Origin of the sequence: Actinocorallia herbida (assembly GCF_003751225.1) — a bacterium.
Classification (GTDB): domain Bacteria; phylum Actinomycetota; class Actinomycetes; order Streptosporangiales; family Streptosporangiaceae; genus Actinocorallia; species Actinocorallia herbida.
Map to the genome: position 1 here is coordinate 6,620,550 of NZ_RJKE01000001.1, position 14,286 is coordinate 6,634,835.

At 73.1% G+C, this 14,286-nt stretch carries 16 protein-coding genes; 8 read left to right on the plus strand and 8 right to left on the minus strand.

Annotated elements, in window-relative coordinates:
- The first annotated feature begins 69 nt into the window (after positions 1-69).
- The 4 genes from EDD29_RS30175 (at position 70) to EDD29_RS30190 (ending at position 3,754) form a co-directional block, all read left to right on the plus strand.
- The gene (locus tag EDD29_RS30175) at positions 70-525 is read left to right on the plus strand and encodes a universal stress protein (protein ID WP_123667696.1); all 456 of its coding nucleotides are present in this window, start codon (positions 70-72) and stop codon (positions 523-525) included.
- Positions 526-681: 156 nt separating this feature from the next.
- Positions 682-1,530 carry a PAC2 family protein gene (locus tag EDD29_RS30180; RefSeq protein ID WP_123667697.1) on the plus strand — a complete coding sequence of 283 codons (849 nt, stop codon included), beginning with the start codon at positions 682-684 and terminating at the stop codon, positions 1,528-1,530.
- Positions 1,531-1,564: 34 nt separating this feature from the next.
- Positions 1,565-2,794 (plus strand): cysteine--1-D-myo-inosityl 2-amino-2-deoxy-alpha-D-glucopyranoside ligase, encoded by a 1,230-nt coding sequence (gene mshC / locus EDD29_RS30185; RefSeq protein ID WP_123667698.1) that lies wholly within the window; start codon positions 1,565-1,567, stop codon positions 2,792-2,794.
- A gap of 276 nt (positions 2,795-3,070) precedes the next feature.
- Positions 3,071-3,754, plus strand: a complete 684-nt coding sequence (locus tag EDD29_RS30190; protein WP_123667699.1) for a hypothetical protein — start codon at positions 3,071-3,073, stop codon at positions 3,752-3,754.
- 92 nt (positions 3,755-3,846) lie between these two features.
- Here EDD29_RS30190 and EDD29_RS30195 read toward each other — a convergent pair whose 3' ends face one another.
- From EDD29_RS30195 to EDD29_RS30210, 4 genes are read right to left on the minus strand one after another with little or no spacing between them, the layout of a single operon-like run.
- Positions 3,847-4,626, minus strand: coding sequence for an NRDE family protein (locus tag EDD29_RS30195; RefSeq protein WP_123667700.1), 780 nt, complete (start codon positions 4,624-4,626; stop codon positions 3,847-3,849).
- Positions 4,627-4,636: 10 nt separating this feature from the next.
- Entirely contained in the window at positions 4,637-5,365 is a 729-nt protein-coding gene (locus EDD29_RS30200; RefSeq protein ID WP_123667701.1) for an SCO1664 family protein, read from the minus strand.
- Entirely contained in the window at positions 5,362-5,904 is a 543-nt protein-coding gene (locus EDD29_RS30205; protein WP_123667702.1) for a DUF3090 family protein, read from the minus strand. Before EDD29_RS30205 ends, EDD29_RS30200 begins: the two co-directional genes overlap by 4 nt.
- A gap of 10 nt (positions 5,905-5,914) precedes the next feature.
- Positions 5,915-6,574: a histidine phosphatase family protein gene (locus tag EDD29_RS30210; protein WP_123667703.1), complete on the minus strand. Its 660-nt coding sequence runs from the start codon at positions 6,572-6,574 to the stop codon at positions 5,915-5,917.
- 142 nt (positions 6,575-6,716) lie between these two features.
- Here EDD29_RS30210 and EDD29_RS30215 point away from each other — a divergent pair, with 142 nt between their 5' ends.
- On the plus strand, positions 6,717-7,685 hold the full coding sequence (locus tag EDD29_RS30215) for a magnesium and cobalt transport protein CorA (RefSeq protein WP_123667704.1): 969 nt from the start codon (positions 6,717-6,719) through the stop codon (positions 7,683-7,685).
- 4 nt (positions 7,686-7,689) lie between these two features.
- Here the strand turns inward: EDD29_RS30215 and EDD29_RS30220 are convergent, their stop codons facing one another.
- Together EDD29_RS30220 and EDD29_RS45825 are read right to left on the minus strand one after the other, a co-directional pair.
- Positions 7,690-8,472 (minus strand): SDR family oxidoreductase, encoded by a 783-nt coding sequence (locus EDD29_RS30220; protein WP_123667705.1) that lies wholly within the window; start codon positions 8,470-8,472, stop codon positions 7,690-7,692.
- The gene (locus tag EDD29_RS45825) at positions 8,469-9,071 is read right to left on the minus strand and encodes a hypothetical protein (RefSeq protein WP_170201643.1); all 603 of its coding nucleotides are present in this window, start codon (positions 9,069-9,071) and stop codon (positions 8,469-8,471) included. The genes EDD29_RS30220 and EDD29_RS45825 overlap by 4 nt, the downstream gene beginning before the upstream one ends.
- A gap of 119 nt (positions 9,072-9,190) precedes the next feature.
- Here EDD29_RS45825 and EDD29_RS30235 point away from each other — a divergent pair, with 119 nt between their 5' ends.
- From EDD29_RS30235 to EDD29_RS30245, 3 genes are all read left to right on the plus strand, one after another.
- Positions 9,191-10,129, plus strand: coding sequence for an aldo/keto reductase (locus tag EDD29_RS30235; RefSeq protein WP_123667708.1), 939 nt, complete (start codon positions 9,191-9,193; stop codon positions 10,127-10,129).
- Positions 10,119-11,759, plus strand: coding sequence for an ATP-dependent DNA helicase (locus EDD29_RS30240; RefSeq protein WP_123667709.1), 1,641 nt, complete (start codon positions 10,119-10,121; stop codon positions 11,757-11,759). Before EDD29_RS30235 ends, EDD29_RS30240 begins: the two co-directional genes overlap by 11 nt.
- Before the next feature lie 109 nt (positions 11,760-11,868).
- The gene (locus tag EDD29_RS30245; protein WP_148086142.1) at positions 11,869-12,474 is read left to right on the plus strand and encodes a hypothetical protein; all 606 of its coding nucleotides are present in this window, start codon (positions 11,869-11,871) and stop codon (positions 12,472-12,474) included.
- A 291-nt stretch (positions 12,475-12,765) separates the two neighbouring features.
- Here the strand turns inward: EDD29_RS30245 and fabI are convergent, their stop codons facing one another.
- Both fabI and EDD29_RS30255 read right to left on the minus strand, forming a co-directional pair.
- Positions 12,766-13,554, minus strand: coding sequence for an enoyl-ACP reductase FabI (gene fabI, locus EDD29_RS30250; RefSeq protein WP_123667711.1), 789 nt, complete (start codon positions 13,552-13,554; stop codon positions 12,766-12,768).
- A gap of 4 nt (positions 13,555-13,558) precedes the next feature.
- On the minus strand, positions 13,559-14,263 hold the full coding sequence (locus EDD29_RS30255) for a beta-ketoacyl-ACP reductase (protein ID WP_123667712.1): 705 nt from the start codon (positions 14,261-14,263) through the stop codon (positions 13,559-13,561).
- Between the last annotated feature and the right edge of the window lie 23 nt (positions 14,264-14,286).

Genomic DNA, 14,286 nt, shown 5'->3' on the forward strand with positions numbered 1-14,286 from the left:
ATGGCGGGAACACCGGCGGGCCCGCTAGCGTTCCGACGGACAACTACCGACTGGTAAGGAGCACCCCCCATGACGTACCGGTCCATCCTCGTCGGCACCGACGGCTCCAAGACCTCGTTCCTGGCCGTCGACCGGGCCGCCGAGCTCGCCGCCGCCACCGGCTCCCGGCTCGTCCTGGTGTCGGCCTACCACCCGATGCCCGAGCGGGAGCGCAACGAGGCGGCCGACCGCCTCGGCGACCTGGCCTACAAGGTCCAGGGCTCCACCCCGGCCGAGGACGTACTGCGCGCGGCACGCGAACGCGCCGTCGCCGCGGGCACCGCGGAGATCACCGAGATCGCCCGGGAGGGAGACGCCGTCGACGTGCTCGCGACGATCGCCAAGGAGGAGTCCGTGGACCTCGTGGTGGTCGGCAACCGGGGCCTCAACAGCCTCGCGGGCCGGCTCCTCGGCTCCGTCCCGGCCAACCTCTCCCACCGGTCCCCCGTGGACGTCCTGATCGTCCACACCACCGACGGGAAGTGATCCACCACGCGCCGGAAAGTGTGATGTAGACGGATCACCTCATCCCTACCGCACAGGGATGAGCCGTCGCGGGATGGGTAGGGGTTGGCCAGGACGTAGGCTGGACTTGACCGTGATCCACTCGCAAATCCATCGTCGTCCCCGGTAGGAGGCCGTGTGCTCGAACTCGATTCCCTGCCCGCGCTGGACCGCCCGGTGCTGCTCGCGGCGTTCGAAGGCTGGAACGACGCGGGCGAGGCAGCAAGCTCCGTGATCACCCATCTCGCCGAGAGCTGGGGCGCCCGGCAGATCGCCGAGATCGACCCGGAGGACTACTACGACTTCCAGGTGACCCGGCCGCGCGTCGAGCGCGACGACGAGGGCCGCAAGATCATCTGGCCGACCACGCGGATCTCCGTCGCCCGGCTGGACTCCGGCCGCGACGTGGTGCTGCTGCACGGAATCGAGCCGAACATGCGGTGGCGCGGCTTCTGCCGGGAACTCACCGACTACCTCGCGCGGCTCGGCGTCCGCTCGGCCGTGCTGCTCGGCGCGCTGCTCGCCGACGCCCCGCACACCCGGCCCGTCCCGGTGTCGGGATCGGGCGGCGGCTCGGCCTTCGGCGACGACCCGACCCTGGAGCCGTCCTCCTACGAGGGCCCGACCGGCATACTCGGCGTCCTCCAGGACCGGCTCGAGGCCGGCGGCGTCGAGACCGTCGCGCTGTGGGCGCAGGTCCCGCACTACGTCTCCTCCCCGCCCAACCCCAAGGCGACCCTGGCGCTGCTGCGCCGGGTCGAGGACCTCCTCGACCTCGCCGTGCCGCTCGGCGAACTGCCCGAGCAGTCCCGCGCGTGGGAGGAGGGCGTGAACGAGCTGGCCGAGCAGGACAGCGAGGTCGCCGATTACGTCCGCACCCTGGAAGAGGCCAAGGACGCCACCGAACTGCCCGAGGCGACGGGCGAGTCCATCGCCCGCGAGTTCGAGCGGTACCTGCGGCGGCGGGGCATGGAACCGCCCGTCTGATCCCGTTCCTCCGTCCCGTCGGTAAGCTGACGGCATGCGTTCCTGGTCAGCTCCCCGGATCCCCCGTCTCTCCGATCTGGGCCTGGCCGGTCCAGGTCCCGCCCTGCGCCTGTTCGACAGCGCGACCCGCACGGTCAAGGCGACGGACCCGGGCCCCGTCGCCCGCATGTACGTGTGCGGCATCACCCCGTACGACGCGACCCACCTGGGCCACGCCAACACCTACCTGGCGTTCGACCTCGTCGGGCGGGTGTGGCGCGACCTCGGCCACGAGGTCCTGTACGTGCAGAACGCCACCGACGTCGACGACCCGCTGCTGGAGCGGGCCGAGGCGACCGGCGTGGACTGGCGCGACCTCGCCGAGCGGGAGATCGAGCTGTTCCGCACCGACATGGAGGCGCTGCGGGTCGTCCCGCCCGCCCACTACGTCGGCGCGGTCGAGGCGATCCCGATGATCGTCGAGATGATCGAGGGGCTCAAGGAGTCCGGGCTCACCTACGACCTCGACGGCGACCTCTACTTCCCCGTCACCGCCGACGCCCGGTTCGGCGAGGTCAGCGGGCTCACCGCAGCCGAGATGCTCCCCCTGTTCGCCGAGCGCGGCGGCGACCCCGCCCGCACCGGCAAGAAGGATCCGCTGGACGCGCTGCTGTGGCTGGCCGAGCGTCCGGGCGAGCCCTCCTGGGACTCGCCCTTCGGCAAGGGCCGCCCCGGCTGGCACATCGAGTGCTCCGCGATCTCCCTGCGCCACCTCGGCATGTCCTTCGACGTGGAGGGCGGCGGCAGCGACCTCACCTTCCCCCACCACGAGTTCAGCGCCTCGCACGCCCAGGCCGCCACCGGCGAGCACCCCCACGCCCGCGCCTACGTGCACGCCGGCATGGTCGCCCTCGACGGCGAGAAGATGTCGAAGTCCCGCGGCAACCTCGTCTTCGTCTCCAGGCTCCGCACCTCCGGCACCGACCCCATGGCCATCCGCCTCGCCCTCCTGGCCCACCACTACCGCGCCGACTGGGAATGGACCGCTCCCCAACTCGACGCCGCGACCGAACGCCTCTCCCGCTGGCGCGCCGCCGTGGAGCGCCCGACGGCCGCCCCGGCCGCCCCGGTCCTCGCCGAGATCCGCACCGCGCTGACCACCGACCTCGACGCCCCCGCCGCCCTGGCCGCCCTCGACCGCTGGGCCGCCGCCGACGGCGCCGACGCCGAGGCCCCGGCCCAGATCCGCGCCATCACCGACGCGCTGCTGGGCGTCGAACTGTAGGCACCCTGCACGCACGCCGAAGGGCGCCGGTCGGACCGACCGGCGCCCTCTTCGTCGTGAGAACGTTCCAGAATTATCATCGCCAATACGAAACTCTCGGGACCCTTACTCACCCGTTGACAGACTTCCGACAGGGGCCCTGCCGACGCCTTGTCGCCTCCCGAAGCCTTACTTACGCTCGGGGACAAGCAGGTGAAAACCTCGCCGCTGAGCTGGCCTTACGCACGAAGCGTCATCTCCTGCTCACGGTCCCACCCCGAAGGAAAGGCACCCCCCATGCTCCGCAAGCTCGCCGTGTCCGCCGTCGGCGCGGGCGCTCTGGCGCTCGTCGCCGGCAGCCCCGCCTTCGCCCTCACCGGCACCTGGACGTACTCGGGCCCCACCACGGTCACTGCCAGCTCCTCCAACCTCATCTTCCAGGCGGGCACCCTCCCCGTCACCGCCGCCTGCACCTCCGCCACCGCCACCGGCACGAGGGCCGCCACCTCCGGGACCTGGGTCTCGACCCCGCCCTCCTCCGGCGGAACCCCGGTCATCACGGGCCTGGCCATCACCACGAGCGGCTGCGCCACCACCAACATCACGCCCCAGATGACCTTCAACTTGACCCAGAACGGCACGGCGCAGCTCTACGTCACCGGGGTCACCGCCGGCAGCCCGTCCGTCACGCCCGGCGAGATCCGGGGGCTCTCCGTCAAGGGCACCGCCCTGGGCGGCCTGTGCACCGTCCAGGTCGACGGCCCCGGCGGCGCCAACTCCAAGACCGGCGTCATCGGCGGCACCTACACGACCAACGGCACCACCGGCACCATCACCGCCACCGGCGCCAGCAACATGACGATCAAGAGCGCCAGCGCCCTCTGCACCCTCGGCGGTCTCGCCGTGGGCGACGCCGCCACCCTGAGCGGCAGCTTCTCCGTCACCAGCGCCATCCCCACCATCACCGCGACCAGCCCCTGATCCGGATCCACCCAAGGCGCGCAAGGGCCGCGCGGCCGCCACGGCCGCGCGGCCCGTGGCCGTAGAGCCACCCGCGCGGACGGCGCCGGCGGTCAGGCGGGCAGGACGCGCGTCCAGGCCGTGGGGTCGCCGGGCAGGGCGGTGAAGTCGTAGCGCAGTCCCTCGTGGGAGAGGGCGACGAGGGAGACCGAGGTGGTGCCGAAGACGCGGCCCTCGTCGGTGGTGTGCCGGTGCAGGAGGGCCCGGGGGTCGGAGGTGGAGAGGGCGTCGCCTTCGGCGAGCGGGAGCCAGGGGCCCCAGGCCGCGGCGGTGGAGGCGTCGCCGGAGGGGTCGGGGCGGGGGGTGGACGCCAGGAGGGGGCGGAAGTGGGCGAGGCGGGCCCGGATGCCGTCCAGGGCCGCCTCGGGGATCTGGGAGGGGCCGGGGCAGGTGGCGTCCAGACCGGTGTTGACGACGAGGTGGGTGCCGGGATCGAGCCAGCGGTCGGTGAGGTCGAGGCCCGTCCAGGTCCAGAGGCGGATCTTGTCGGGTTCGGCGCAGACCAGGTGGAACGGGTCGAAGCGGGCGAGGTCGAGGGCGCCGAGGTCACCGTGCTCGGCGGCGCGCAGGGGCAGGTCGCCCCGGGACAGGCGCCCCTCGGCCGGAGCGTCGACGCCGCAGCCGTTCAGGACGACGCCCAGGCGATGCGCGGCCGGGTTCACCGCGAGCCAGGTGCCGCCCGCCTGGCGGTCGCGGCCGCCGACGAGGCCGGGACGGTCGGGCCAGTGGGCGGCGGGCATGTCCCAGGCCCGGTCGGTGTACTCGTCGCGGACGCCGACGGCCAGGACGGGGACGGGGGAGTCGGGATCGAAGCTCAGCAGGCACGTGCACATGGCGGGAACCTCACATCGGGGGCCAGGGGACCGCGGGCCAGTCCTCCGGGGGGTAGGGGTGGACCCGGTGCTTCAGCATGAGGTCCACACGATGCCGGGTGGCCTCCACCTCGGCGGGGGTGATGTGCCCGGTGAGCCGCTCGGCGAGGGTCCCGTCGAGCTCGGCGCGGATCTTGGCGAGGGCCTGGAGGGCGAGCGGCTTGAGGGGCTTGCCGCGCCACTGCCACAGGACCGTGCGGAGCTTGTAGTCGGTGGAGAAGGTGACGCCGTGGTCGCAGCCGTGCACGTGCCCGCCGGGCACCGGCAGGAGGTGGCCGATCTTGCGGTCGGCGTTGTTGACGACGGCGTCGAACACCGCGACGCGGCGGACCGCCGCGTCGTTGGCGCGCGACAGGGCCACGAGGTCGACCTCGGGATCGGGCTCGATCCACAGCTGGACCATGCCGGGGCCATAGGGGCCGTCCCGGTGCACGGTCGGGGGGACGATCCGCATCCCCATCGCCTGGGAGACGATGTAGGAGGCGACCTCCCGGCCGGCGAGGGTGCCGTCGGGGAAGTCCCACAGGGGGCGTTCGCCGGCGACCGGCTTGTACACGCACTTGGCCTGCACGCCGTCCAGCTCGATGTCGCAGCGCAGCGTCGCGTTGGAGGCCTGGACGATCCGCCCCTCGACGGTCATGGTGCCACTGGTGAGCAGCCGTTCCGCGGCTTCGGCGTCCTCCGCAAGGGACCGCGTCATATCGTCCTTAGATGTCCGTTCTGCCGGGGGCAGACGTGGCCTGTGGCGTCGAGCGGGAGGCCGCACAGCGGGCACGGGGGACGGCCCGCCGCGACGAGCTTCAGCGCCCGCTCGGCGAAGGCGCGGGCGTGCGCCGCGGTGATCGACACCCGCAGGGTGGAGCCCTCCGGGTCGGGTTCGCCCGCCTCGGCGTCGGCGGCCTCGGCCGCCTCGACGATGATCCGCTCGGTCTCGGGGTCCCAGGCGAGCGACAGGGAGCCGACCTGGAACTCCTCCTCCACCGGCTGGTCCAGCGGGGAGTCGTCGTGCAGGCCCTCGGGGGTCATCGCGGGGACGTGGGCGCTGCCTCCGGACAGGCGCAGCACCTCGTCCAGCAGCTCTTCCAGGCGTTCGGCGAGCAGCCCGACCTGAAACTTCTCCAGGGCGACGCTGGTCACCCTGGCGCCTTCGCGGGCCTGGAGAAAGAACGCCCGCTGACCGGGCTGGCCGATGGTACCGGCGACGAACCGGTCCGGCATGTCATAGGAGATGACCGGCATGGTTCAGACCCTACGCGCCGCCGCCGACGGGCGCGTCACCGCTCCCCGGGTTGGGCGGGACCAGGCCCTCCACCCCTCCCCCGGTGTCGTTGAGGCGCACGAGGAACGGGCGCAGCTCGGTGTAGCGGATCACCGTGACCGAGGCGGGATCGACCTGGATCCGCTGGAACTGGTCGAGGTGCAGGCCGAGGGCGTCGGCGGCGACGGCCTTGATGATGTCGCCGTGGGAGCAGACCGCGTAGACGGCGTCGGGGCCGAGGCGGGCGTTCCACTCGCGGATCGCCTGGACGGCCCGGAGCTGGGCGGCGGCCAGCGACTCCCCGCCCGGGAAGGTCACCGCGCTCGGGTGGGCCTGGACGACCTTCCACAGCGGATCTTCGGCGAGCTCGGCCAGCTTGCCGCCGGTCCAGTCGCCGTAGTGGACCTCACCGAAGCGCTCGTCGGTCTCCAGGCCGAGGGTGCGGCCCTTCAGCACCGCTCGGGCCGTCTCCTCGCAGCGCTGGAGCGGGGAGGACACGACCGCGTCGAGCGGCAGCGGGGCGAGCCTGGCCGCCGTGCGCTCGGCCTGGCCCTGCCCCCGGGCGTCCAGGGGGACGCCCGGCGTCCAGCCCGTGAGGACCGGCCCCGTCTGCGCGGTCAAACCATGACGGATAAGAAGAACTGTCGGCACAGGGATCACCTTATGCGGCCCGGCCCGGTCCGCCTCCCGCACCGATCACGATCGGGGCGCGACCGCTCCCCCAGGTGACGATGCGGTGTCCGTCACGGCGTAGACCCTGTGCACAGGTCGGGATGTGCCGGATACTTGGCCCGTGATCGTGGATTGCGCTATATACCGGGACGGGTTCCGGGAGAACGTCGGCGGCGGGGTCGCCGACGCCGTCGCGTCGGTCCGGGACGACCCGGCGGCGTTCCTGTGGATCGGCCTCCACGAGCCGCGCCCCGAGGAGTTCGACGAGGTCGCGCGGGAGCTCCGGCTGCACCCCCTGGCCATCGAGGACGCCACCAAGGGCCACCAGCGCCCCAAGATCGAGCAGTACGGCGACGCGTTCTTCGTGGTGATCAAGACGGTGTCGTACACGCGGCCCACCGAGGTGACCCTCGGGGAGATCATGCTGTTCGTCGGCCCCGACTTCGTGATCACCGTCCGGCATGGTCCGGCCAACCCGCTCAAATCGGCCCGCGCCCGGCTGGAGGACGACCCCAAGCTCCTCGGCGAAGGCCCGGGGGCGGTCCTGTACACGGTGCTGGACGAGGTGGTCGACACCTACGACGTGGTCACGCACGAGCTCGAGTCCGACATCATGGACCTGGAGCGGCGCGTGTTCACCAAGCGCGGCGGCGACCACACCGAGGACATCTACACCGTCAAGCGCGAGACGCTGGAGTTCCGGACCGCCGAGGACCCGCTCCTGCCCGTCATGACCGAGCTGGTCAAGGGCCGCGTCCGGCTGTGCGCCGCGCTCGCCGACCGGTTCCGCAACGTGCAGGACCATCTGCTGCGGGTGGACCAGCAGGTCGACGCGCACAACGAGCTGATCACCAGCGTCCTCACCGCCCATCTGGCGCTGCTGGGCAGGCAGCAGAACGAGGACGTCCGCAAGATCTCCGCGTGGGCCGCGATCCTCGCGCTGCCGACGATGATCGCGGGCGTCTACGGGATGAACTTCGAGCACATGCCCGAGCTGAAGTGGCCGATCGGGTATCCGCTGTCCGTCGCGGTGATGGTCTGCGCGTGCCTGCTGCTGTACCGCAGGTTCAAGCGCAGCGGCTGGCTTTAGCGCGCTACATCGGGGCGGGCCTGCGCGGGTGCAGGATCGCGTCGGTGCCGCCGTCGGCGAACACCACGGAGCCGACGAGCAGGGACGCGGCGTCCGACAGCAGGAACGCGATGAGCGCGGCGATCTCCTCGGGCCTGCCGGGCCGGTCCAGGGCGGTCGGGTAGGCGTCGGCGAAGACCCCGAGGACGGGGTCGCGGCGCAGCGCCTCGGTCATCGCGGTGGCGATGAGGCCGGGCGCGACCGCGTTCATCCGGATGCCCGCGCCGATCCAGCGCTCGGTGATCGCCTCGCGGCGCAGCCAGTACGCCAGGGCCGCCTTCGTGGCCGGGTACGCCTGCACGGCCTCGCCCTCGGCGGCGAGCGCCCTGGCGGCCTGCTCGTCCCCGGCGAGGCAGACGTCGGCGACCGCGGCGGGCCAGCCCGGCTGGCAGGTGACCGAGTTCGACGACAGCAGCACCACCGCGGCGCCATCGGCCGCTGCGAGTTCGGGCCGCAGCCCCTCGACGAGGGCGAGCGCGCCGAAGTAGTTCACCGACACGAGCAGCGCCGGATCCGTCCCGGTCAGCCCGGCGACGCCCGCGCACGGCACCAGGCCGCGGACCGCCGGGACGCGCGCGCGGACGCCCGCGACGGCCGCCGCCCTGCCTTCGGGGGTCGCGAGGTCGGCGACGACGTCGGCGTCGCGCAGGTCCACGGTGACGACCTCATGGCCGAGCCCGCGCAGGAGCGCCGCCGTGGCCGCGCCGATCCCCGAGGCGGCCCCGCTCACCACGTACGCGCCGGTCATTCGACGCTCAGCCGGGGCTGGTAGGGGTCCAGGAGAGCGGCCCATAGCCGTCCGTCGGCCTCCGGGCCGAGGCGGCGGCGGATCCGCTCGATCGTGCCGCGGGTCGGCAGCGCGAGCGTCAGCACCAGCGGATACCCGAACCCGAACGCGAGGGCCATCGGGAGCAGGGAGTCCGACGCCATCGCGAGCGGCAGCCCGGCGAGGACCACGCCCTCGGTGAGCGCGAAGCGCAGGAACAGGGCGCCGCGGAACGCGTCGGACACGCGTCGTGCGGCCCGTTCGTCGGCGTTGCCCGCGGCGTCCGTCTTCCCGGGGGCGACGAGCAGGTCGGTGCCCCGCGGCGGGAGCGGCAGCGGAAGGCGCGGCGCGAGCCACAGCACCGCGAGCGCCAGCAGCGGAACCGCGGCGGCCGACCACAGCGGCGGCGTGTCGAGGATGTGCGTCTCGATCCGGACGATGAACGGTGACAGCGCGAACACCACGACGGGCATCACGCTGAGCATGAGGAAGGACCTGCGGAGGTTCCCGAGCACCGTCGGGGTGCGCAGCGAGGCGGCGAACCCCGGATCGCTCTGCGGCCCGGCCGTGTGATCAACCACAGGCGAACAGTAGCCTGTGACGGGCGATACCGACAGAGACCGGACAAGAACGGACGCACCCCCGCGGCGTTCCGGCCCGGGCACCCCGGGCCCACCGGACGCTATAGCCTTGAGGACTCATGGAGCATCGTCAGCTCGGCCGCAGCGGGCTCATGGTGTCCCGGCTCGGGCTGGGCACCATGACCTGGGGCGAGGGCACCGACCCCGCCGAGGCCGCGCGCCAGCTCACCGCCTTCGTGGCGGCCGGCGGCACCCTCGTCGACACCGCCGACGTCTACTGCGACGGGCTGGGCGAGCAGATCCTCGGCAGCCTGCTCGGCACCGTGGTGGACCGCGACGAACTCGTCCTGGCCACCAAGGCCGGGCTCACCCCGCACGGCTACGACTCCTCCCGGCGGCACCTGCTCGGCGCGCTCGACCGGTCGCTGGACCGGCTCGGCGTCGACCACGTCGACCTGTGGCAGGTGAACGCCTACGACCCGGCGACCCCGTACGAGGAGACCCTCGCCGCGCTGGACGAGGCGATCGCCTCGGGCCGGACCCGGTACGTCGGCGTCTCCAACTACGGCGGCTGGCAGCTCGCGACCGCCGCGACCTGGCAGCGGGCCTGGCCGGGCCGCTGCCCGATCGTGGCGAACCAGGTGGAGTACTCGCTGCTCCAGCGCGACCCCGAGCGCGAGGTGCTGCCCGCGGCGCTGTCCTCGGGCTGCTCGGTGCTGGCCTGGTCGCCGCTCGGCCGCGGCGTGCTCACCGGCAAGTACCGGAACTCCATCCCGATCGACTCCCGCGCGGCGCGCGACCGGCTCGAGCACTTCGTGGCACCGTATCTCGGCGAGCAGAGCGCCCGGATCGTCGAGTCGGTGGCGACGGCGGCCGAGGGCCTCGGCACCACCGCGCTGGCGGTGGCGCTGGCCTGGGTCCGCGACCAACCCGGCGTGGCCGCGCCGCTGGTCGGCGCCCGCACGACCACCCAGCTCAAGGCGGCGCTGGCCGCCGACGAGCTCACCCTGCCCGATGAGATCCGCGACGCACTGGACGACGTATCCGATGTCCTCTGACTCTTCCTCGACCGCCCCGGCGGTCTCCGACCTCGTCTCCCTCGGCGTGCCCGAGGCGCTGGCGCCGCGTGCCGCGGCCCACCTCGGCCCGGACGCCGCGGCGCTGCTGCGCGGTGACCCGTGGGAGCTGCTGCGGCTGCCCGGGGTGGCCCCCGCGCAGGCCGACAGGTTCGCGCTCACGGTGCTGCCCGGCGCCGACCCGCAGGACCCACGGCGCGGCCGCGCGCTGGTCGCGCATCTGCTCGCCGAGGCCGCGCGGCGCGGAGACACCGCGCTGCCGGGCGCCGCGGTCGTGCGGGAACTGACGGCGCTGCGCGTCACCGACCCGTACGCCGCGGTGAACGCGGCGCTGGACGAGGCGCGCGTCATGCTGTTCCTCGAGGAGCCGTCGGAGGCCGATCTCCCCGAGGACGCCGAGGACTTCCCCGACCCCGAGGAGTGGCTGGCGCTCGCCCGGTACGGGCTCGCGGAGGAGACCTTCGCCGAGGGCGTGCAGCGGCTCGCCGCGACCGCTCCCCCGCTGGACGTCCCGGACGACGGGACGGCGCCGGAGGGCGAGGCGGCGGTGCAGGCGCTGTTCCACGGGGTCTGCGTCGTGACGGGTCCGGTGGGCGGGGTGCTCGCGGAACTCGAGGCCACGGGGCTGCCGCTGGCGGTCGCCGCGGTCACCGCGACGGCGGCCGCCGAGTTCCCGGGCACGGTGAGCCTGCACCGGCTCCTGGAGGCCCGGGAGGGCCACGCCGGGATCGGGTACGCGCGCGGTGAGGAGTGGCCGCTGGAGGCCGCCCTGGTCGTCGTCGTGGGGGCCGAGGCGCTCGACGTGGAACTCGCCGCCGCGCTCGTCGAGGCGTGCCCGGACGGGGTCCACCTGGTGCTGTGCGGCGACCCCGCGGGGCTCGCGTCGCTGCGGCCCGGCCGGGTGCTCGCCGACCTCGTCGCCACCGAGGCCGTCCCGGTGACCTCGGTGCCGGCCGCGGACGGGCCGCTCGCCGAACTGGCCGAGGGCGTGCGCGGCGGGACCCTTCCCGTCGTGACGGCGCCGGGCCGCGAGGTCGTCGTGGTGCCCGTCGCCGACGGGCGCGAGGCCGCGCACCGGGCCGGGCAGCTCCTCACCGACTCGATCCCGCGCGCGCTGGGCATCGCCACCGGCGACGTGCAGGTGCTCACCCCCGGACTCGCCGGGACCGCCGCGTTCAACGCCGCGCTGAAGGCCGTGGTGAACCCCGGGCCGGGCGCGTTCGGCGGGTTCGACGCCGGAGACCGCGTGGTCGTCGCCGTGCCGTTCGGCGACGCCGCGGCGGGCGAGACGGGCACGGTCACCGAGGCGGGTCCGGACGGGCTCGCCGTGGCGTTCCCCGACGGGACGGTCCAGGTGCCGCTCGCGCAGGCCGCCCGGCTCCGGCACGGCTGGGCGATCCCCGTCCAGCAGGCCGTGGGCATCCGGTGGCCCGCCGTCGTCGCGGTGTTCCCCGGGCCCGCCGACCTCTCCGGGGCGCTGCTGCTGACCGCGGTGACCCGGGCGCGCACCCACCTGTCCTTGGTGACCGCGGCGGGCCCCGCGCTCACCCGGGCCGCCGCCGACCGGACGCCGCAGCCGCGCCGAACGCGGCTCGTCGGACTCCTCACCTAGAACGAGATTCGTTTCTCTCGTTGCGCGGGCGTGACTTGGATGCCGTCGATCCGTTGTAATAAGTCCGGAGCGATCGGTTTTCTCCCACCCCGCACTCCCGAGGAGGAGCATGCACCCCGGACGTCGTCCCCCCCGCCGTCTCGGCACGGCGAGCGTCCTGGTGTCGACAGGTGCCCTGCTCGTCCTCTCGGCCGTACCCGCCGCGGCCGCCGAGGACGAGTGCGTCAAGGGCGTCGATCCCCAGACGACCATCGAGAACATCACCTGCCAGTGGAACAACAACGTCGAGAACATCAAGAACGAACTCGACAAGGCCCAGGGCAAGGACGAGGAGACCAAACCGAGGGACCCCAAGCCGACCAAGGGCGAGGACGACAAGCCCAAGCCCACCAAGCCCAAGTCCACCAAGCCCCCGGCGGCTCCCGCCGCCCCCGCCCCGGCCCCCGTCTCCACCTACCGGGCCCCCGTCCCCCAGGGAGACCCCGAGCCGCTACCGGAAACGGCCTCGGACGCCCTCCCCGAGCCCCAGGTCGCCGAGGCCCCCCAGGCCCTGGCCCTCCCCGAAACCCACCTCGTGGCCCCCGTGGCGGTCATCTCCCCCGCAGGCGACCCGTCCCGAGCCCTCTGGACCGCCGCCGCCACCGCCGCCGCGACGGCAGCCCTCATGGCCCAGTTCAGCATCCTCGGCAGACGCCTCCGCCACCCCCGCCGCTGACCCCGGCCGCCCCGGGCGTCGGAGCGCCCGGGGCCGCGGCCCCTCCACCTCCCTGAGATCCGCCCGAACGGCGCGAAACCCGGGAGCTCCCGGGAGCGTGGTCGTCACGTCGGGATGCCGGGCAGGTCGAGGCGGGCGGGATCGGACAATATGTCGATCCCGCCGTCGCGGGAAACCTGGGAGGTCCGGAACCCGGGAAGGCCCGAGGACCCGAACCCGCGGGAACCCGAGCGCGACGAAACCCGAGAACGGTGAAGGCCCGGCCGGACGGCCGGGCCTTCACCGTGGGACCTAGTCGAACTGGCCGCCCATGGCGTGGACGCCGCCGTCGACGTGGACGATCTCGGCGGTGGTGGCCGGGAACCAGTCGGACAGGAGGGCGCAGGTGGCCTTGGCGGTGGGGACCACGTCGGTGATGTCCCAGCCGAGGGGGGCGGACTTGGACCAGCCGTCGGTGATGCCCTCGAAGCCGGGGATGGACTTGGCGGCCATCGTCTTGATGGGGCCGGCGGCCACGAGGTTGAAGCGGATGCCGTCCTTGCCGAGGTAGCGGGCGAGGTAGCGGTTGGCGGACTCCAGGCCGGCCTTGGCGACGCCCATCCAGTCGTAGACGGGCCAGGCGGCCTGCGCGTCGAAGGTGAGGCCGACGACGGAGCCGCCGCCCTTCATCAGGGGCAGGCAGGCCATCGCCAGGGCCTTGTAGGAGAAGGTGGAGATCTGGACGGCGGTGGCGACGTCCTCCCACTTGGTGTTGAGGAAGTTGCCGCCGAGCGCGTCCTGCGGGGCGAAGCCGATCGAGTGGACGACGCCGTCGATGCGGTCCCAGCCGTACGCCTCGAGGTTGGCGACGAGCGAGTCGAGGTGCTCGGTGTTGGTGACGTCGAGCTCGATGACCGGCGGCGGGTTGTCCGGGCCGGAGGGGAGCTTCTTGGCGATGCGCGCGGTGAGCGTCGGCCGGGGGAACGCGGTGAGGATGACGTTGGCGCCCTCCTCCTGCGCGATCCGCGCGACGTGGAAGCCGATCGAGGCGTCGGTGAGGACGCCCGTCACCAGGATGTTCTTGCCGTCGAGGATGCCCATGGTCTCAGTGCCCCATTCCCAGTCCGCCGTCCACCGGAATGACGGCCCCGGTGATGTAGGAGGCCGCGTCGCTGGCGAGGAACCGCACGACCGCGGCGATCTCCTCGGGCTCGGCCTGCCGCTTCAGCGGGATGTTCTGCTTGATCGTCTCTTGGAGCTTCTCGGGGAGCTCCGCGGTCATGTCGGTGTTCACGAAGCCCGGCGCCACCACGTTCGCGGTGATGTTGCGCGAGCCGAGCTCGCGGGCCATCGAGCGGGCCATGCCGACCATGCCGGACTTGGACGCCGCGTAGTTGACCTGGCCGCCGGAGCCCGCGAGGCCCACGACGGAGGAGATGAAGATGATGCGGCCCTTGCGCATCTTCATCATGCCCTTGACCGCGCGCTTGGCGACGCGGAACGAGCCGGTGAGGTTGGTGTCGATCACCGAGGTGAAGGCGTCCTCGCTCATGAGGGCGACGAGGGTGTCCTTGGTGACGCCCGCGTTGGCGACGACGACCTCGACGGGGCCCTGTTCGGCCTCGATCTTGGCGAAGGCCGCGTCGACGTCTTCCCAGCTCGTCACGTCGCACTTCACGCCGAACAGGCCCTCCGGGGGCTGGCCCGACCGGTAGGTGACGGCCACCGCGTCGCCCGCGGCCTGCAACTCCCGGGCGATCGCGAGCCCGATGCCGCGGTTGCCGCCGGTGACCAGGACTGAGCGCGTCATGCGCGGAACCTCCAGTTGGGTAG